Genomic DNA, 19,761 nt, shown 5'->3' on the forward strand with positions numbered 1-19,761 from the left:
GCATTTTTTCGCAGCGGTTATTACGTTTACCAGAAGAACATTATTGGAAAACTAAGCCCAGCTTTTAACGACTAAGGTGATACCTCCAGCATGATGGTGAATAGGAATCCATTAACTCAACTGCCAACCCTTGCCCTAGAGCCTGAGAATTTCAGTGTTCTGTATTCAGCGCAAGAGTTTCGAACTCGCGTAATAAAAGCGATTCAGGAGGCAAGTAAACGGATTTACCTTGTAGCTCTTTATCTTGAGGATGACGAGGCAGGTCGTGAGATCTTATCTGAGCTGTATAAAGCGAAGCAAAAGAATCCAGATTTAGACGTAAATGTCTGTGTTGATTGGCATCGAGCGCAACGCGGTCTAATTGGCGCAGCTCCTTCTGAAACCAACGCAGCAATATACAAATCATTTGCCGACCAATATGAGCATAAGATACCCGTGTACGGTGTGCCTGTTCGTGGTCGTGAAGTGTTTGGGGTTTTACACCTAAAAGGCTTTGTTATTGATGATGAAGTCATTTACAGCGGCGCAAGCTTAAATAACATCTACCTTCATTACCAAGACCGTTATCGATTTGACCGCTACCATGTGCTAAAGCAAACAGCCCTAGCAGACAGCATGGTGAACTTTATTCGTGACTCACTAATTGATCACCCTGCGGTGAACAACCTTGCTTGCGAAATCAAGCCAACCACCAAAGACATAAAAGTAGATATTCGCCAATTACGGTCTTCACTTGCTCAATCGAAGTATCAGTTTAAACCGGAATCTGTCAGCAACGAACAAATCGCAGTGACACCATTAGTTGGCGTAGGCAAACGTCGTAACAAACTGAATAACAGTGTTAACCAACTGCTTGCCGCTGCGAAAGATGAAATTTTTATTTGTACGCCTTACTTTAACTTCCCACGCAGTGTTGCTAAAGAAGTTAAAAAAGCAATCAAGCGCGGCGTGAAGGTTACGATAGTAGTCGGTGATAAGACGGCTAATGATTTCTACATCTCTCCAGAAGAGACGTTTAAAACAATTGGTGGGCTACCTTATCTTTATGAAATGAACCTACGCAAGTTTGCCAAAGCCAATGAGGCCAATATTGCCAGCCGAAAGCTTTCCATCCACCTTTGGAAACACGATAGCAACAGTTTTCACCTAAAAGGTATTTGGGTCGATAAGCGTTACATGTTACTGACAGGCAACAACTTGAATCCAAGGGCATGGAAGCTTGATCTTGAAAACGCGATTTTGATTCAAGATAACTACAATCACTTAACTGAAAAGTTTGAGTTAGAAGTTGAGAACATCTTAAAGCATACAGAGATGATTTGCGCGTATCGTCAGTTAGAGAAGCTTGAACATTACCCCATGCCTGTACAGAAGCTGATTCGTAAGATCACACGAGTTAAGGCAGACAGGGTTTTGAAGCAGATATTGTAGGGTGTAGTAAGAAAGTCAAAACTAGACGAACCCAACGAGACTATTCCTTCGCCTTTAAATTGGACGTTGTTGACCAGGTAGGAAAGGGAGAACTTACGTATAAACAAGCTCAAGACAAATTTGGAATTCAAGGTTGTTTACAGTATTAGTGTGGCTTCGAAAGCACGGTCGACTTGATTGGTCTAGAGGAGCGCCTCGATTTCTTTAAAAAGGATTACCTATGTCTGAGTTCGACTCTCCTCCAACACCAGAGCTGCGAATAAAAGAGCTAGAAAACAGCTGGAAGAGACAATATTGAAAGCTGACTTCTTCGAAGAAGCCGTCAAAATCATGGAGCGAGACTAGGGTGTTCGTGTTGTAAAAAAGCACAAAGGTGTGCCCTCAAAGAGCAAGTCGTAGCTCAACTCACCGTGACCAAACTCTGCCATATTCTTGATATCTCACGACAAGCTTATTACAAGCAATGTTTAGTCGATTCCAGACAGTACCGGAATGATAAATCTGCTCTGAATTTTGTATGTAAGGTTCGAATTAAACAGCCTCGAATCGGCACAAGGAAACCTAAACACTTGATGGAACGAAAAAATATTAGCATTAGTAGAGGCTACCTCTTTACTTAAGCACCATCGCCTACTTGTTAGTAGTTAAACGAGCTTATCACCGAACAACAGATAGTCACCACCGCTTTTAGTGTCATCCGAACAAAGTGAAAGATGGATTTACGCCTAAGAAGCCCGAGCAACTGTGGGTTGCTGATATTGCCTACCTCCCTACTTACGACGAGGAAAGCTACGTCAGCCTAATTACGGATGCGTACTCTAGGAAAGTCGTTGGTTATCATGTAGATGATAACGTGCGAACGAGCGCAGTAAAATTAGCCTTCATACGAGCTCTTCGAGGGCGTCGTAATAAGGAAGGCCTATACATTACTCAGATAGAGGCTCACAATATTGCTCGAAAGAATAATAAGTACTGCACGATAAATATAATGTAGAGTGCTCAATGACCGATGGGTACGACTGCTATCAGAACGCTTTAGCTGAGCGTGTGAATGGTATTTTAAAAATGGATTATCTGTTGCGAAAGCCGAAGAATGTTGAGCAGGCAAGACAGATGGTAGCGGAATAAATAGAGATCTATAATCAAATGAGGCCACACACGGCTTTAAAATACAAAACGCCCGATGAGGTGCATCGGGCGTTTTAAGTTAAAAAGTGTCACCCCAAATCAGGACGGGTCAGTGCTTACTTAATGGATAACTTCATCATCTAGTTCATGATTCTGAGCTTTCCAAACTAGATCTCCGATACCATCTGTTGGGTTAAAATCAGTTGGTGCATCAAGTAATAACTGGCGAATCTTATCATGGTCAAAGTCATGGCAAGCAGAGTCTAAAGAGCTAATTAGCTGATTGTAATCTTCTAGTAATAAGAAACGCTCGTTTGCCGTCATGATTCGTTCATGAGCAGTTTGTCCAACATTATCGCCAATTAACAGCTCTTCAAACAATTTCTCACCAGGGCGGAGACCTGAAAATTCAATACCTATATCACCGTATGGGTTCTCTTCTGTTTTAACTTCAAGTCCAGAGAGTTGAATAAGGTTTTCAGCTAAGTCAGTGATTTTTACTGGTTCGCCCATATCTAAAACGAAAACATCACCACCTTTCCCCATAGCTCCTGCCTGGATTACCAACTGAGCAGCTTCAGGAATAGTCATGAAGTAGCGAATGATATCAGGATGAGTTACCGTTACTGGCCCACCTTTAGCTATCTGCTTTTTAAATAGTGGTATCACTGAGCCAGAAGATCCAAGAACGTTACCAAAGCGAACCATACAAAAGCGTGTACCGTCTTGCTTTGCATTTTCTTGCTCAGCTAAAGCTTGTAGGCCAAGCTCAGCAACCCGCTTCGTCGTTCCCATTACATTAGTCGGACGTACGGCTTTATCGGTAGAGATAAGAACAAATGACTCTACATTAGCTTCAATTGCCGCCTTTGCTGTGTAGTATGTACCGAATACATTATTTCGGACACCTTCAACAACGTTATATTCTACCAAAGGAACGTGCTTATAAGCTGCTGCATGATAAACAGTCTGAACACTAAAACTGCTCATAACCGTAGCTAGTCTATTAATTCGCTGTACAGAACCCAATAGAGGTACTATCTCGATATCTAATCCTTTACTTTCAACTAGCTGATTTAGCTCCCTATCAACTTGATACAAGCCAAATTCGGATAATTCAAATAGCACCAATGCTTTAGGTTGTAACCGGAGAATTTGTCGACATAGCTCAGAGCCTATAGAGCCACCAGCGCCAGTAACCATGACTACTTTGTTTTTAATGTTCGCTTCCATCAATGCCTGTTGTGGCATAACGGGATCTCGGCCGAGCAAATCATCTATCGCAACATCTTTAAGCTCATCAATTTGAGCCTTACCCTCAACGATATCCTTCATATCAGGGACAGTTAGTACTTCTGCTGAAAGGTGCACGAGAGCTTCTAGGATCTCTTTTCGCCTAGCTCTTGAAGCGCTAGGGACAGCGAGTAACACTTGCTTAACATCATTATTTTCAACTAGAGAATCAGCACAGAAAATGTCCTTAACTTTAAGTCCCATGATGATGGTATTTTCTAGAGTTTTATCTTCATCGATAAAAGCTACAACGTGATGGGTGTCTGAGTTTCTTAATGCTAGTGCTAGCTGACGCCCCGCTGATCCAGCACCATAAATGAGTACATTTTTCTTACCTTTACTGTTCACTTGGGCAACCAATACACGCACAACGAGCCTTGAACCACCACATAGCAGGCATAAAAAAGCCCCATAAATGATAGGCACAGAGCGAGGAACAGAAGCGTCAAGATAAAAAGCTAAAACCGATACAGTAGCCGCAGATATCACCGTGCCGATACTCACAACAGCGAGGGCATGAAAGGTTAAGTAGCGGAGTATAGCTCGATAAAGGCCAAGCTTAGTAAAAGCGACGATCGTTACAACAAGCGTACCAAGTACCACATACTGCGTTGAAGGTTCATCTAATGGCTGAATATGGCCAATTCTAGTCCAGTAAGCTGCGTGAAATGATACAACAATAAAAAGTACATCAATGCCAATACTAATTAAGCGTTTATGAAAGCGGGATAAACCCCAAAGGAAATTAAGCCTAGCCATTATTGTTCTCTTTATAAAACTAACGCCAGTATTGTACTGGCGTTACCAATAAATGTCTTTGAAGTGCATACATAACACTATCTACTTCACAGCATCACCACTACCACTACCCGTAGCAGTCATAATAATATACTTAAAATAACGTTTAACCGTTAATGTATCGATCATCTGTCTATCTGTCTTCGCTAGCAAATGCGGAGTAGACATATCTATATTTTTCACTTGAGCTAAACCTGTCACTCCAGGTAATACCTCATACACCCCCAAGGTGTCACGCTCTTTGATTAACTCTTCTTGGTTAAACAAGTTGGGACGAGGGCCAACCAAACTCATTTCTCCCTTTAAGACATTAATCAGTTGTGGCAGCTCATCAATCTTTGTTTTTCGTAAAATGCTTCCCAAACGAGTAATTGAACTATTACTAGCTAAATGACTTGCGACTGACTTAGTATCGACAGACATAGTTCGAAACTTGATCAAGTTAAATGGCTTTTTACAACGACCAACCCTTTGTTGAATGAAAATAGGTGAACTTGTATCAAAGACGCCTATTATAGTGACCACTAGAAGCAATGGCCAAAGAAGGAATAAAGCAACAAAGGAAAATGTGAAATCTAATATGCGTATCATTTGTTAATCTTCAAGTTATCTACGTAATGCTTTACTGTTGAGCGCAATGCATCTTTATATTTGTATGGAGGGACCCAGTCAAGTCTATTTGTAGTCTCTGAAATATCAACTTGTAGGTTTCCGTACAATCTTTCGCTAATTCCTGATTTTCCTATGATGCTTGTGCCCAACTTTATCACCCATGCAGGAAAAGGAAGCAGTTTAGCAGGCTTACCCAAAGCCTCTCCAATATCGACTAGTAATTGAGATGTGGACACATCCGTCCCATCAGAAACAAGATAAGTTTCGCAACCAGAATTTTTCTTTCGAGTACACTGCCACAAAAGATCGACTAAATTACCGACATACACCAAGCTTCGATGGTTCCTAGTATTTCTTAAGGGTAATGGGATTCCTTTATGTAGAATTTTCAACATAGATCTAAAATTGGCTTTTACACCCGGTCCATAAACTAAAGGAGGACGAATGATCGTAACTTTCATCCCTGTTCTTTCATAAATTTCCTTTAGGGCAATCTCTGCCTCAAACTTACTTAAGCCATACGGATCTATCGGGGGTGTTTTCACACTCGCAGTAAAGGGATGCCCTATCTCAGTACACTCTCCATTAACCTTTATCGAGCTCAGGAACACGAAATGTTCGACACCATTTTCCGCAGCCTGATTTGCAAGTGCGATCGTACCTTGGGTGTTTGATTTACGATATAGATCAAGTGGGCAACGCACTTGTGTCTGATGTACTAAAGCTGCGCAATGGACAACACACTTTACACCCTCCAACGCTGTGGACCAATCTGTCTCAGACGCCAACTCAGCAACAAAATCATATGTGCCTTTTTGATCGTTTTTTGGAGTCCTGACCTGCTTGATACAAGTATCACCTTGACTTTCGGCAAGTTCTACAAATTTGCCACCAATAAAACCGGAACTACCTGTTACTAAAATTTTCAATAATCCTCCTACCATACTGTAGTGGTCAACTGATATTGGCCACGCTCTTAGAGTTTAACTAGAACAATAGTTCTAACTCGTTGTTGGGTGTCAACCCTGCATTATATTGATGGGGCCTGAGCTGACAGTAATACTGAATTATGTATCAAGTAATTTATTGCTGAGCTTCAATAAAGCTACGATAACCTACCGTCGATACCCATTCAGTCTTCAAGCTTTTAAAGAAACGCTCCATTCGTACACTACCTCAGCAATTTCCTTGTCGAGATAACTTTACTTTATCTGGAAACACCACAGTAATTGGCGGTATCTTCTGTTTGTATAATGAGCCCCTTGATCACTGCGGAACATCGCGCCTTGTGGCTTACCTCGAGACTCGTAATCCATTGAAATAGCCCTACCGGTTAATCGACTATCAGGCGATAGCGACATTGCCCAACTAATCACTTTTCGAGCGAAAAGGTTTATAACAGCCGCTAAGTACATCCAGCTATTAGCTATCCAAATATAAATGACATCACCAACCCAGACTTTGTTGGGCACAGTAACCGCGAACTGACGGTTCAGGTAACTTGGTATTTCAACATGCCCCTATGTTGCCCTTAGGTACTTATGCTCCGGCAACCACCAACCCAACCAAACCAAATATTTTCAATAACTTAATCACTCGTAGCGACTCAAGCTCGCTCCTAGATTAGTTACTATGTCAGCAATAATTCCAGCTCCCGCCGAGCCATTTCTGACGCCGTGAGCCTCGCTAACTAAGCTACGAAGCTTTACTGATTCTGTATCAATGCTTATTGGTCGTTTCCGCCAATAGTTGAGCTGCTTCGGTGAACATTAAAGACTTCGCATAATGTCTTTATGCTATGGCTCTGCTTAAGTTTTTTGACTATCAAGAATTGTTCAGTAATGTCTACATCAACAGAGCCGTGCGTTTTTTAATATTTCATTATGCTCTTCAAGAGGAGCTAACTTCTTCTTGAACTCACGTATTTCAATTTGTTCAGGCGTCATCGTGGATGTCCAAAAATTCACGGCTTGAGCAGCTTCAGTCACAGAGTAGTTCTGATTTAGGATTAGTTGTGCAGATTCCAATTTGAATTCAGCGTTAAATAGTCGTCTTGTACGTTTTGTCATAGTGTCATTTGTTAACTTATGAGGTGATGATATCACCTCTAACTAAGTGACCAAGTTCAGCGTATCACTACATACCCTGCACTAGTGATATATAAGACTAACGTGTCTTAATCGATATCCTAACTTCGATAGTTTAACCTTAGCATGTAAGCCTCCAACACACTCAAACAAGTTCTTACCTAACTCGCTCAAAAGTAGGATTATCAAAAGCATCTCTTGAAATTCTGAAGACAGCCTCCGGCTTTCCGACCTCTTCTTTTTCGAAATAATCTGAGTTAGCATCCCAAAATGTTTTATCTGCTTTACTAATTACTAACCATTCAAAGCCTTTAATAAGTTCTTCGAGCCGATTATCACAGGTCCAAACGTCACCTGAGAACAAAGGTTTTCCAATAGACCAACACCAAAACTGAGTATCAAAAGGATACATATTGTACCTAAACAATAAGTTATGGTAACCCATCGTTCCTTGCGAAATATGATAAAATTTATCACCTTGAACAGCGTGCTTTTGAGCGATTTTTGACAACCTAATCATTTGGTTCTTCAAATCACGATTACCTATATCAACAGGAGGGTTATAAATCGAACTAAAGCCCGGCACTGACAAAAACAATACTACAGGAATAAAAATCGAAAAAGCGATTTTGCAATTTAACTTTCTCAAAGTCGACTGAAAAATAGCTTTAATAACAAATAAAATTAATATCATCGACACTGCATAAAAGTAGGTAGAAGCATACCGCCTATAAGATGCCACCTTGAGCGCTTCATATTCAGAGAAAAAATTCATATAGCTATACAACATAAATGATAGATATATACATCCTCCCAGCACTATTGATAGAGATAGTACCCTAAGACGTTTATCTAGATTAAAGCTGTATAGAAGAATGACTAGAACTGAAAGTAAAAACAATACAAGTGAATACGTATCCGACCCGAACAATATTAGATCTCGACTAAAAAATGCTTCATTGAACTGTTCGAATATTTTGAGTTTAAGACAGTTAGAACCATCGCAAATGTCATTATTAGTCAACATATCTCGACCTAAGCTACGCCATGTTCCATGATACTTGGTGTAAATTTGCCAACTAATTATAGAAATAAAATAAGATGATGTGGCCACTAAATAAAAGGTAGATCTCAACCAAATCTTCTTATCTTTGAATCCAACTCTAAATAGGCTACGAAGAACAAGAAAAAATGCATACATGGAAACAGTTAAACTTAGCAAAAAGCCAATCTGCTTAATAGTAGAAAGAGCAAATAAAGATGGAACAAGTATATACAAAGCACGCTTTGATATTCCATATCTATATACAACAGCAACACACGCGGCAAATAGGCTAGATATAAGCAGATCTACTGACAATTCATAGGTGTTGAACATAAACTGGCTAGACATGAAGTATATAATAACTGCCGAAAACTGCGTAACAACTTTTTTATTCTTAAGAAGAAGTGATGCCAGAGCATAATTACAAGAAAATATAAATATATTTTGAGCTAAAACAACAGCCTTCTCTGACCAATCAAAAAAAGATATAAACAAAGAGTTTAAAATAGCACTACCTGGTGGGTAGTGTTTGAAAATAATAGGAGAATCAACTTTGAACAATCCACCAGAATCGGAAACTAACCGTGAAGCCAAAGCCCAATGAGAGAAATCATCATTTCCGAACAATGTAAACTCTGACGGAATATTCACATAAAAAGCCAACGCAAAGAAGCCAACCAATGACATTTCCAATAAAGGGATCAGTAGATTAGTAACACTAGTGCGAGAACTGTAAAAATAAAAAAAACTGAATAACGTCAACAAAAAACCTATGGCTAGAAAAAAAACTCTCCATGCACTTCCAAGTTCGAATAGATAAAAGGGGTAAGCAAGCGTGATATATAAGCACAAGACAAGCATAATAGACAGAGGCGTCTCTACTTTATATACATTACGTACAACAAGCACCCACCCGGATAGTGAAAATATGAGGATTGCTCCTATCTTCATTAACTCATTATACTCAAGATAAATATATTTAAGAAATTCAAACATTTAATTTCAAACTCAATTATTCGACATACAAAGGATAAACAAAAAAATATGATTCAAGATAAATACAAAATTAAAGAAACATACAAGCTTGGAATTCTAACTCAAGCCTAATTTTTGTACGTTTCATTATTTCTATCAATTTCACTTTCCAACAATGCAATATGGCGAATGAGCTTTGTGTATTTATCAAATAGCGAGCGATATTTTAAGTGAAGATTAAATAGGATAATTGCACCAACTACAACATATACATATAGTAGTAGATCTGCCCCTCTTCCAACACCTATTAAGTTAGCAATATAACTAAGACTTTGTGGGTCTGCTACAAAAATTATGCCTAGTATGGAGAAGAGTCCCAATAAAACAGACACAAAATATGACAATTTCCTCTGTTGAAAGGAGTAGACAATAAAAATAAGAAGTACTGTCACTAATAAAAGTTTAATAATCATTTATATAGCTTCCTAATAATAAGATCTAGAATTATTGAAATAGAGTTTGATAGTCTTTGCCCTTTAGAAACTGAATATTCTGTATATTTTATAGTTACAGGTATTTCTTTCCATTTCAGATCATGTTTAGCTATCTCATGAATAAATTCAGAAGCATGTGCCATCCCCTGCTGATCGATCGTTATTTTATGCACTGTTTCCCTTGTAAGTAACCGTAAACCATTATGCGAATCTGTTAGTTTTACACCTGAGGTTAAGTTCGTGAAAGCCACTGCTAGGCTTAGTAGTATTTTCTTGCGAGCTGACATATTTTCTGTCTTACCCAAGAATCGACTACCCAGAATAATATCGGCTTTCGAGCTATTAGCCAGCTCCACCATTTTATATACATCTTGGTACTGATGCTGTCCATCTGCATCAAATGTAACTGCGTAACTAAACTCTTTATTACAAAGGTAACTAAACCCAGTTTGTATAGCTGCCCCTTGTCCTAAATTTTGACTATGCCTTATAACAATAGCGCCGGCTTGAACAGCTTTTTGTTTGGTATCGTCAACAGAACCATCATCAACGACCAATACATTAGGGGTGACTTCATCAATCAGTTGACATATCACATTACCTATAACTTCAGCTTCGTTATATGCTGCAATAACAATCCAAACATCGTCAAGGTTTTTAACTTTAGACCGCTCTTTCATTGGGGGATACATATATTATTTCCAAAATATAATATTCAAATTCCATTTCTAAAATATAACCAATAGAAATAGTTCATAAGATCTTAACTATAAAAACTCACAAGAAAACCTTTAAGTTCCAAATACAATCTTCTTCGTTAGATAGAAGCTTATCAAAATTACAATTACATCCGAGATAAACTTAGAAAACAAAGCAAATAACCCCATCACATCATATAGAAACCATAACATTAAAGAAGTTATCACCGTGTTAATAATAACTATCGAAAAGTATTTAACTGCTTGTGAACCAGTATTTCCACCCGTCATTTGCGACTGCTTAAAGGTACAATATTTATGCATATAGAATGATGTAACTGAAGCAACGACCTTACAAAAAGCATTTGATTCAATCACGTTTAAGGCTAACACTTGAGTCATAAAAACAAACAAAGATAGCTCAAGCACGTATACTAACCCTTGAAAAAACACATAAAGCCCTAGTAATTTCATTATTGCTTTAACTACCTATTCTCATTGCTGATTGAATAATCGGATTGTTATGATCTGCACCAGATAGACTGGACACTTTGTTAAGCGACATATTTTTTTCAAAATTGGTTAGGCTTAAATACCCAAGAGCACAGTGCCTTCTTGTTCGATTATCATCAACTTCTATGTATTCAAAGAGCGCTCGGCGCATATGTACTCGCGTGATAATAGGCTCATATTGGATAGCTTCTACTTTCATTGAGTGAAAGAAGCTTTCGGCACAAGCGTTGTCCCAACAATTTCCTTTTCTACTCATACTTTGTTCTAGTTTATGAGCTGCGATCAACTCTCGATAATCCCTAGAACAATATTGACTGCCACGGTCGCTGTGAATAATCACACCCTCAGGTAAACCTCCGCGGAACAGGGCCATTGAGGGCGCATCACAATGCAAAGTTACTATCATTCTTGTACTCATAGACCAACCAATGACTTGTCGAGAATAAAGATCAATAATGACGGCTAAATACATCCAGCCTTCACCTGTTGCAAAATAGGTTAAGTCTCCAGCCCATTTTAGATTTGGTGCAGTTGCATTGAAATCTTGGTCAAGTAAGTTTGGGGCAACGGGAAGCTTATGCTTACTCACTGTTGTACATTTGAACTTACGAGCTGCCTTCACCACCAAGTGCTGTCGCTTCATATTAGCGCAATGGTTTTCACATCATGTTTATTTCCATTTTCTTCAAGCTATTTTGAGCACGCCTTGCACCATCACGTTCTTTTCTATCATCAAAAGCCTCTCGAAAGTTGCTTGCGGTGCTCGTTACGCTGAGTGACTTTATGGCGATTCTCAATCCAATAATTAAACCCACTTCGAGAAACCCCAAACACCTTAGCCATACGGACAATATTATATCGCACCAGGTGTTCGAGCATAGAATCATAGCAATCTACTTTAGATTTTTCGCTAAGTAGGTGGAGGTCTAAGTAGGTGGAGGGCTTTTTACAATGTCTAACTCTTCGGCTTGCCCAGCTATTAATCGTTTTAGCTTGGCATTTTCAATGGCGAGTTCTTTGTCTCTATCACTGGTCCTCGTGTCTTTTTTGACAGCTTTTCGCCAACCATAGATTGAGATTCATATAAGGATAGTTGTCTTGCCACCGCAGCTACACCCACTTTCTCAGCTAGTTTGAGTGCTTCTTCTTTAAATTCAGTAGCATGTTTGATTCGTATTTTCTTAGTCGTCATTGTTCACCTTGTTAGTGATTGTACTCACTTAACTCAGTGTCCAAAACTATTGGAGCAGATCACTCTAGACCTTCAAAACCATATAAAAATAAAATATTAATAATTAGATGTTATGCTTTAAAGTAACGATAGATTGGGCTGCCAAATATACAGAAAAATACTTTTCGAGCACCTTCCGACCATTTTTGCCAAGGTGTTGTCTTAATTTAGCATCTTGGGCCAACATCCTTGCAGCATTAAACAGTTCTTCATCTTGCCCATTCTCGTATGCAAAGCCACATTCATTGCCATTAATATACTCTTCTAGGTCATTTCTCGGGTTTAAGCTACCTAATATAGGTAAGCTATTAGCTTTGTAGCCTAGTAGTTTTCCAGGGAAATTATGCGCCTTGTGGCTTCTAGCCAATGAAAATAATCCTACATCAACTTGAGTCAAAATATCAGAAAAAGTGTCTTGGTCTACGGACCCAGAAATAGTTAGATTATCCAAGTTCAGTTCCTCTTTTCTTCTTACTACGAGGTCGTACTCATCTCCCTGACCAATAAACAAAAAACGCGCTTCTGGATGTACTTTCATACGATTGGCTAATTGCACCAAATTATCCATATCTTGAGCATGACCAATATTACCTCCATAGAAGAAAATCACCTTACCTTCAAGACCATACTCATCTCGTACATTGATAAGAGATCGTGGTGTCTCATGGCATTTCATATCTGACCAGTTTCTCAAGACTTCTAGATTATCAAACTCTGGGTGTAATGAAGAAAAGTACTCTACATTTGCATTAGACATCAAACCAATACGATCTGAAACACGATAGTTAAGCTTTTCAAAATATTGAAAGTACTTAGTTATTAGCCCGGATTTGGGAATAATACCCTCATCAATGGCCCACTGAGGAAACATATCACGAAGAATTAGGTAGACTTTACAATTGTGTTGATGCTTGATTTTTTTAACTAAAGGCCCAAAAAAAATCGTTGGGGAGTAGTTAACACAAAGATCGATAGGCTGCTCTTTGATTTTGTTTTTAATTGCCCTCCAAGCTCTGTAAGAGAGCAGAGATTCGTTGATCGCTCTTTTTATCTTGGCGACTCCACGTAAAGTCTCGCATCTAAAGCGCCAGACTTCTACACCATTAACAAAGTCTATCTCTAGGTTAGTCTCTTGGTCTGGTTTGCCCGGCGTTATTACAATCGCTTTATGCCCTTGAGCTTGCAACTCTACTGCAAGCTCATTAAACATTTTCGCGTGTACTCTTGTTCCTTCTGGCAAATACTCATCAGGAAATAAGGCAATGCGCACTAGTACTTTCTCCAGACTACACGATTAACATAGTCTGTGTAGCTCAAGATTGTACGAACAACTTTCTCCGACACATTTGGAGCTATGTAGTCTTGCACTACATTGAGCATTCGCTCTGCCCCTTTACCTTGACACTCCAAAATAGAAATTGCTTGAAGAATCCTATCTTTATCCATACCAGTAAACATGACAGCGCCCTCTTCAAAGCCTTCAGGCCTTTCTTGCGCTTCACGGATATTTACTGCAGCTAGATTTAGTAAAGAAGCTTCTTCGGTAATAGTACCGCTATCGCTAAGAACAACAAATGCGTCTTTCTGAAGTTTTACATAGTCAGTAAACGCCAATGGTTTCATTAGCTGAACATTGCTGTGGAATGTAAGGTTCAGTTGTTCAATCTTCTTACGCGTTCTTGGGTGCGTGGAGACAATAATTGGGTAATCGTATTTCTCTGATAACGTATTCAAACTATCAACCATTTTATGGATATTGTTTGAATCAATATTTTCTTCTCTGTGGACACTTACGACAAAGTATTTACCTTCATCGATATTAAAATTATTCAACACCTGAGAAGAGTCAATTTTTTCGCTGTAGAAACTTAGTACTTCGTCCATCGGGCTTCCTGTTTTCACAATCAGGTCAGGTGAAATCCCTTCTGCAATGAGATAGTCTCGCGCAATGTCACTATACGGTAAATTAACATCAGAGATATGATCGACAATTTTACGGTTAATTTCTTCAGGCACTCGGAGATCAAAGCATCGGTTACCAGCTTCCATGTGGAAGAGTGGAATCTTTTGCCTCTTTGCTGAAATAGCCGCCATAGCACTGTTGGTGTCACCTAGAATTAAAACGGCATCTGGCCTAATTTGGCCTAATACCTCATCTGACTTCACAATTACCTGCGACATAGTGTCAGCTGCAGACTTACCTGCACACTCTAAGAAGATATCAGGTGTCCTGATCTCTAAGTCATCAAAAAAGATTTGATTTAACTCATAGTCATAATTCTGGCCTGTGTGAACGAAGCTATGGTCAAAATACTTGTCGAGCTTAGCAACTACTCGAGAAAGTCGAATAATCTCAGGCCGAGTACCAACAAACGTTACAACTTTAAGCTTCTTCATTCTGATACCTTTTTTCGTAATCTTTAAACATTAACTCTACTAATCCTTTCCAGTTAAGAGGTGCAAAATTAATTGATTTTCTTAGTTTTTCTGAATTAAGGCTTCTGTCAATCACGAAGCTACTATCAGATGTTATTTCAATATCTTTACAGTAGACACCTTTTACAAGATTTAAGAGGCTATTCTTATCAATAGGCTCAGCTGATAGATGATAGAGGCCCGCTAAGTCACTTCCCAGTATTTTTTCTTGTAACACCTTAGCGATATAGCAAGTTGGAAAGCCTGAAAAAACAGCTCGGTCGAAACCTTTTACGTTATCAGACTGAGCTAAAAACCAATCGATAAGGCTCACAGAAGAAGTTAGCTCATGACCGATAATTGAAGTTCGAAAAGTTAGATGCCCTCCGTAATCAACCTCACCCATTTTCTTCGATTGACCGTAAAGATCCTGTGAGTCTGGGGTGTCTTTCTCCAAGTACCCTCCACTTGATCCAGTGAACACACAGTCGGTCGAAAAATGAATCAGCTTAGCACCAATTTTAGTGCAAATTTTTGCCAATTGATGGGGCAGCAGTGAGTTTATCTGAATGGCCTCGATATGTTGCTTAGCAATATCATACTGTTTAATTAAACCAATACAGTTAATGACTACATCAGGAACTAGCTCAGTGATAGTAGCCTCAACTGAGACCAAGTCTGTAATATCGTCTAGGTAAACAAGGTTATTTCTCAAGTCATTGAAAAAACGTTCTTTACCAGAAATGCTCCTGACACTACCAAAAACTGATAACTTGGGATTTGCAGATAAGTTCGAGTACAAGCTGTACCCTAACATTCCTGTCGCGCCGAGAATTAGTACTTTCATTACACACCTTCAGGAACTACAAAATTGCCACTCTCAATTTCATTGATGAAATCAAGCTTTCTAAGAAGCTCTTTCATCTCCTCAACGTTAAGTCGATCCGTATTGTGAGAGTTGTAATCTTCGATTTGCGATAGGTCTTTTTCTCCATCATCGAAATACTTAGCATAATTTAGATCTCTATTATCCGAAGGTATTCTGTAATATTGACCTTGCTCAACCGCTACAAACATCTCTTCTTGACTACATAAAGCCTCGTATAGCTTTTCACCATGGCGAGTACCAATCACTTTCACAGGGTGGTCAGATTTATCCATAATTTCGAGCAATGCTTTAATTAAAACTTCAATTGTTGCAGCTGGTGCTTTCTGAACAAAAATATCGCCATTTTCGCCATGTTCGAAAGCATGTAAAACTAAGTCAACTGCATCGTCGAGGGTCATCATGAATCTGGTCATTGATGGCTCTGTTACAGTTATTGGCTGTTTGCTGGCAACCTGACGAATAAACAAAGGAATCACTGAACCTCGAGACGCCATTACATTTCCGTAGCGAGTGCAGCAAATCATAGTATTGGTGTGTTCTAAGTTACGACTTTTAGCTACAATAACCTTTTCCATCATAGCTTTAGATATGCCCATGGCATTAATTGGGTAAACTGCTTTATCCGTACTTAAACAAACCACACGTTCAACATTATATGAAATAGAAGCTTCTAATACATTTTCAGTACCAATCACATTAGTCTTAACTGCCTCAAGAGGGTAAAACTCACAGGAAGGAACCTGCTTTAGTGCAGCAGCATGATAAACAAAATCTACGCCACGCATTGCGTTGGAAACACTTTGATAGTCTCTAACATCACCAATATAAAACTTTAACCTATCTGAACTGAACTGCTTACGCATATCGTCTTGCTTTTTCTCGTCTCGAGAGAAGATTCTGATTTCTTTTATGTCGGTATTGAGGAATTTTTTCACTACTGCATTACCAAAGGAGCCCGTTCCGCCCGTCACCAAAAGTATTTTATCTTTGTACATTATTTAACCTTTAAAAATTCCAATCGCCATCTAAGAATGCCGATTCATAATTTGGGAGAGAGTTACTAGTTTTGAGATAAGCACTAATGAACTCATCTTTAGTAGAAAACTCTAGCAACCCCGATAATTCGCCAAAAAGTTCTGTTATTCCAACTAAGTATTCCTGTCTAAATACAAAGCAGAATTTATGATATGCCAAGCTTTCAAATATAGGTAAGCCTACTGTTTCCAACGTTGACGTTACAATTGTAGCATCGACTGAGCTGAGTAAATTTAGATAGTCATCTCTACTTTTCGCGCCAACATATTCAATATTTTCTATGTCTTCATGTTTGCTAGGATCATAATCCGTAGTGACCAGAAATCGCACTGAGTAGTCCAAGCTTTTCTTCGCCAATTCAAGGACCAAGTCAAAGTTCTTATGTTTAAGATTAGTATTAGTTATTGGTACCAATATAGTAAACATCTGTTTGACTTGACAATTCGATAACTCATTGTTTTTATGGGGCCTAGCTCCATCAATATCAATCCCTGGCCACCTAACAATAACATTAGCTCTTTTACCAAAGCACTCTCGAAACTCCTTTCTCACATACGGTGTTTGAACGACTATAGTATTTGATTTCATTGTCAAGCGAGCTAAACTTCGTATACCCTTCCACTTAAGAGTTGTTCCTTTAATAATCAGGATATTATGAAAATAGGTGATTTTCTTTATTGGAAATAGAGCGTTAACATTAGAAAAGCTAATTATTGTATTACACTTATAATAACGACTAGAAAACCAAGCACCAATAAGAGCGTAAAAAATAGTCCCAAATAAACTAGTACTCTTCTTGACCCAAGTTTGGTTGTCGCCAAGGTTGGAAGGTCTGATAGGAGATGCTATGACGTATTGAACGTCTTCATCATTTGCTTTAGTCACAACAAATTTATTTAGGATCGTAGCCGCTCCACCGCTTTTTGCTGCAGAGGCATTGACGAAAATTCTTTCCATAGTTGTCTAGAACCCTGTTCCTTTATCTATAATATTTGCATAAAACTCGTACGATTTAATGCTAAAGTAAGGAATTAACAATAAGTTAGGAATATTCAACCCTCTACTTTTGAATGAAGAGAAGTATAAGAAAACAACAAATGCGAATATTGTTATCCTTTCTGAACCTAGTATAAACGATGCAACACTTAGGCCTATAAATATTCCAATAATCAATGCCTTTCTACTGTAACAACAGTAAATAGAAAGAAGCATAAACACCAATGGTTTAACAATATTGTCTATGCCGCCGAACTTTAAATATGCCAGCAACTTATACATTAGGTGGTCTTTAAACAAAATCAGGAGAAGTATACCAAGAATAGGAAGTACAAAAAACTTCTTAGGTATGGTTTTCAAAGCGTTCTTTCTAGACACTTTTTGTAAAACAAATCCGGAAGCAACAGAAGCCCATAATAGTAAAAACTGTAAGTGTCCTAACAAAGTCATAAAGATCATCGTTAATTTTGTTCGGTTTTCTCGAGCAAGTATAAAAATAAAGAACATCAAGAAACCAAACTTAAGCCTTTCTGCAGCTAACAGTAAAACAGGGACATAAAAGTTTGTGACTACGATAAGGAAAGCTATAAACGGGTGAAAGTTAAGCGATTTCAAAGCTCGAACTAAATTCCAAGAAAATATACAGTTGACAAAAGTATATAAGACCAGCTTAGTGGTAAACAGCCCCCCAATCCAGTTAGTCATGAAGTGGAGAACTTCGAAGTAGTTTACTTGAGAGGAGTAGTATAAATAGCCTTGAACTAGACCACGAGTTTGAATTTCTTCAAACCACATATTATAAAAATACTGATCCCCTTCACTATACAGCCCCCCAAAATATATTGAAACAAAGCATGTAAATACAAAACATAAATAATGAACAACTAGATAGTATCTAACATTTTTGTGCATCTTCATCACTAACTATAATCTTAAGTTCACGGTATATGGACACCAAAGAATCGCTAGCAACCTGTTCCGGTTTAAATCTTTTTCCATTTAATATTCCCATACCTAGACAAGTCTCGCTCAACAGAGGGTCATAACCATGCATGCCATTTAGCTCTTTGGATGCTGTATTGAAAAAGTCGGGGTTAACAACAACCCCTGGGTTAGTCAACCAAAGCAAGTCTCCGTAGGTTCGATCACCGATTAGACCTAACTCTCGCTCTGTTGTCATTCTACCTTTGTCTTTATAAGTTGTTTGAGAAAACAATTTCTCTAATTTTACTTCAATATCAGCCGCTTTGCTTTTATCCAAACACCAGAGTCTGAATACTGTAGAGTCTGCAAAATAGATATAATCGTCACCAAATCGATAGTCAGACAGCACTGAGTCGACGTCTTGTACCACATCTAATTTATGTTCAATCTGAGTCATCCCATGATCACCAACAAACATCCAGTTTACATCATCAAGACTCTTATTGACCGAGTGATACAATTTCTTCAGTTTCTTATCGAGTTTTTGTAACTCATCCTTGAAGCTATCTGAATCGGGACCATATTTATGGCCATAGTGATCAGCTGCACTAATATATAGCAGGTAGATTGAGTCAGGAGTTTTATTCAACTGTTCAATAAGATTGCTAATACGATCATCATCATTCCCGGCCATCTTACTATCAAGCGATGTAAATGAAGACAAATTAACTGATTTATCGTGACGTTTGGCAAAATTAATGATCGACGCAGGTGATTCATTAATAATCGAACCCTCACCATCCTCTGTTAATGAAAAGTAGACCAAACTTTCCATGGGTATGTTAACACTTGAAAAACCAAGGTTTCTGCGACTAATATACTCCCAAAGTAAGCGTCGAATAACTTTCCTGACTATATTGGGGCTAGCTTTTTCTATCTTTGATAATATTCTTAGCACACCACTAATATGTTTATAAGGACTATTTTTTTCGTCATAGCCAATGGCGGTAAAGTAGTTTGACTCATTTGCTTCCAACCCCACCATGAGCTCTGTACGCTCGCAAAAGCCGTAGCTAGGAGTAAGCTTTTTATAATACTTGCTGGTACTCAGCAACGAATATAGGAAAGGCGTCGACTTGGAGTTAACATAGTCATGTCTAAATGCATCAAGGACGACCAAAATTGTTTTTTCCATCA

At 38.6% G+C, this 19,761-nt stretch carries 14 protein-coding genes and 3 pseudogenes; 2 read left to right on the top strand and 15 right to left on the bottom strand.

Features of this window, described 5'->3' with window-relative positions; genetic code table 11:
* The first annotated feature begins 90 nt into the window (after nucleotides 1–90).
* Both pssA and L4D20_RS16885 read left to right on the top strand, forming a co-directional pair.
* Nucleotides 91–1,431: a CDP-diacylglycerol--serine O-phosphatidyltransferase gene (pssA, locus tag L4D20_RS16880; RefSeq protein ID WP_428802755.1), complete on the top strand. Its 1,341-nt coding sequence runs from the start codon at nucleotides 91–93 to the stop codon at nucleotides 1,429–1,431.
* Nucleotides 1,425–2,637, top strand: a pseudogene (locus tag L4D20_RS16885) (IS3 family transposase). Before pssA ends, L4D20_RS16885 begins: the two are co-directional and overlap by 7 nt.
* 42 nt (nucleotides 2,638–2,679) lie before the next feature.
* On the opposite strand, the gene L4D20_RS16890 reads toward L4D20_RS16885, so the two are convergent.
* The 15 genes and pseudogenes from L4D20_RS16890 to L4D20_RS16960 all read right to left on the bottom strand — a co-directional run bounded on the left by L4D20_RS16890 (nucleotide 2,680) and on the right by L4D20_RS16960 (nucleotide 19,759).
* Nucleotides 2,680–4,611 carry a polysaccharide biosynthesis protein gene (locus L4D20_RS16890; protein ID WP_428802756.1) on the bottom strand — a complete coding sequence of 644 codons (1,932 nt, stop codon included), beginning with the start codon at nucleotides 4,609–4,611 and terminating at the stop codon, nucleotides 2,680–2,682.
* 81 nt (nucleotides 4,612–4,692) lie between these two features.
* Nucleotides 4,693–5,241 (bottom strand): sugar transferase, encoded by a 549-nt coding sequence (locus tag L4D20_RS16895; RefSeq protein WP_428802757.1) that lies wholly within the window; start codon nucleotides 5,239–5,241, stop codon nucleotides 4,693–4,695.
* Complete coding sequence (locus L4D20_RS16900; protein ID WP_428802758.1) at nucleotides 5,238–6,191, bottom strand: NAD-dependent epimerase/dehydratase family protein; 954 nt, start codon at nucleotides 6,189–6,191, stop codon at nucleotides 5,238–5,240. Before L4D20_RS16900 ends, L4D20_RS16895 begins: the two co-directional genes overlap by 4 nt.
* A gap of 58 nt (nucleotides 6,192–6,249) precedes the next feature.
* A pseudogene (locus L4D20_RS16905) lies at nucleotides 6,250–7,331 on the bottom strand (IS3 family transposase).
* Between the two features lie 175 nt (nucleotides 7,332–7,506).
* Nucleotides 7,507–9,390, bottom strand: coding sequence for a hypothetical protein (locus L4D20_RS16910; protein ID WP_428802759.1), 1,884 nt, complete (start codon nucleotides 9,388–9,390; stop codon nucleotides 7,507–7,509).
* Nucleotides 9,391–9,497: 107 nt separating this feature from the next.
* Nucleotides 9,498–9,842 carry a DUF2304 domain-containing protein gene (locus L4D20_RS16915; protein WP_428802760.1) on the bottom strand — a complete coding sequence of 115 codons (345 nt, stop codon included), beginning with the start codon at nucleotides 9,840–9,842 and terminating at the stop codon, nucleotides 9,498–9,500.
* Nucleotides 9,839–10,555: a glycosyltransferase family 2 protein gene (locus L4D20_RS16920; protein WP_428802761.1), complete on the bottom strand. Its 717-nt coding sequence runs from the start codon at nucleotides 10,553–10,555 to the stop codon at nucleotides 9,839–9,841. The genes L4D20_RS16915 and L4D20_RS16920 overlap by 4 nt, the downstream gene beginning before the upstream one ends.
* Nucleotides 10,556–10,654: 99 nt before the next feature.
* Complete coding sequence (locus tag L4D20_RS16925) at nucleotides 10,655–11,035, bottom strand: GtrA family protein (protein ID WP_428802762.1); 381 nt, start codon at nucleotides 11,033–11,035, stop codon at nucleotides 10,655–10,657.
* 94 nt (nucleotides 11,036–11,129) lie between these two features.
* Nucleotides 11,130–12,266 (bottom strand): annotated as a pseudogene (locus tag L4D20_RS16930) (IS3 family transposase); the annotation flags it as partial.
* 103 nt (nucleotides 12,267–12,369) lie between these two features.
* The gene (locus L4D20_RS16935; protein WP_428802763.1) at nucleotides 12,370–13,575 is read right to left on the bottom strand and encodes a glycosyltransferase family 4 protein; all 1,206 of its coding nucleotides are present in this window, start codon (nucleotides 13,573–13,575) and stop codon (nucleotides 12,370–12,372) included.
* Nucleotides 13,575–14,702 carry a non-hydrolyzing UDP-N-acetylglucosamine 2-epimerase gene (gene wecB, locus L4D20_RS16940; protein ID WP_428802764.1) on the bottom strand — a complete coding sequence of 376 codons (1,128 nt, stop codon included), beginning with the start codon at nucleotides 14,700–14,702 and terminating at the stop codon, nucleotides 13,575–13,577. The genes L4D20_RS16935 and wecB overlap by 1 nt, the downstream gene beginning before the upstream one ends.
* Nucleotides 14,689–15,567 carry a dTDP-4-dehydrorhamnose reductase family protein gene (locus L4D20_RS16945; RefSeq protein WP_428802765.1) on the bottom strand — a complete coding sequence of 293 codons (879 nt, stop codon included), beginning with the start codon at nucleotides 15,565–15,567 and terminating at the stop codon, nucleotides 14,689–14,691. The genes wecB and L4D20_RS16945 overlap by 14 nt, the downstream gene beginning before the upstream one ends.
* Nucleotides 15,567–16,604, bottom strand: a complete 1,038-nt coding sequence (locus L4D20_RS16950; RefSeq protein WP_428802766.1) for a polysaccharide biosynthesis protein — start codon at nucleotides 16,602–16,604, stop codon at nucleotides 15,567–15,569. The genes L4D20_RS16945 and L4D20_RS16950 overlap by 1 nt, the downstream gene beginning before the upstream one ends.
* A 10-nt stretch (nucleotides 16,605–16,614) precedes the next feature.
* On the bottom strand, nucleotides 16,615–17,601 hold the full coding sequence (locus tag L4D20_RS16955) for a glycosyltransferase family protein (protein WP_428802767.1): 987 nt from the start codon (nucleotides 17,599–17,601) through the stop codon (nucleotides 16,615–16,617).
* Between the two features lie 934 nt (nucleotides 17,602–18,535).
* Nucleotides 18,536–19,759 carry an alkaline phosphatase family protein gene (locus tag L4D20_RS16960; RefSeq protein WP_428802768.1) on the bottom strand — a complete coding sequence of 408 codons (1,224 nt, stop codon included), beginning with the start codon at nucleotides 19,757–19,759 and terminating at the stop codon, nucleotides 18,536–18,538.
* Nucleotides 19,760–19,761: the final 2 nt, after the last annotated feature.

The sequence above is a fragment of the Vibrio kyushuensis genome (assembly GCF_050337325.1).
Classification (GTDB): Bacteria; Pseudomonadota; Gammaproteobacteria; order Enterobacterales; family Vibrionaceae; genus Vibrio; species Vibrio kyushuensis.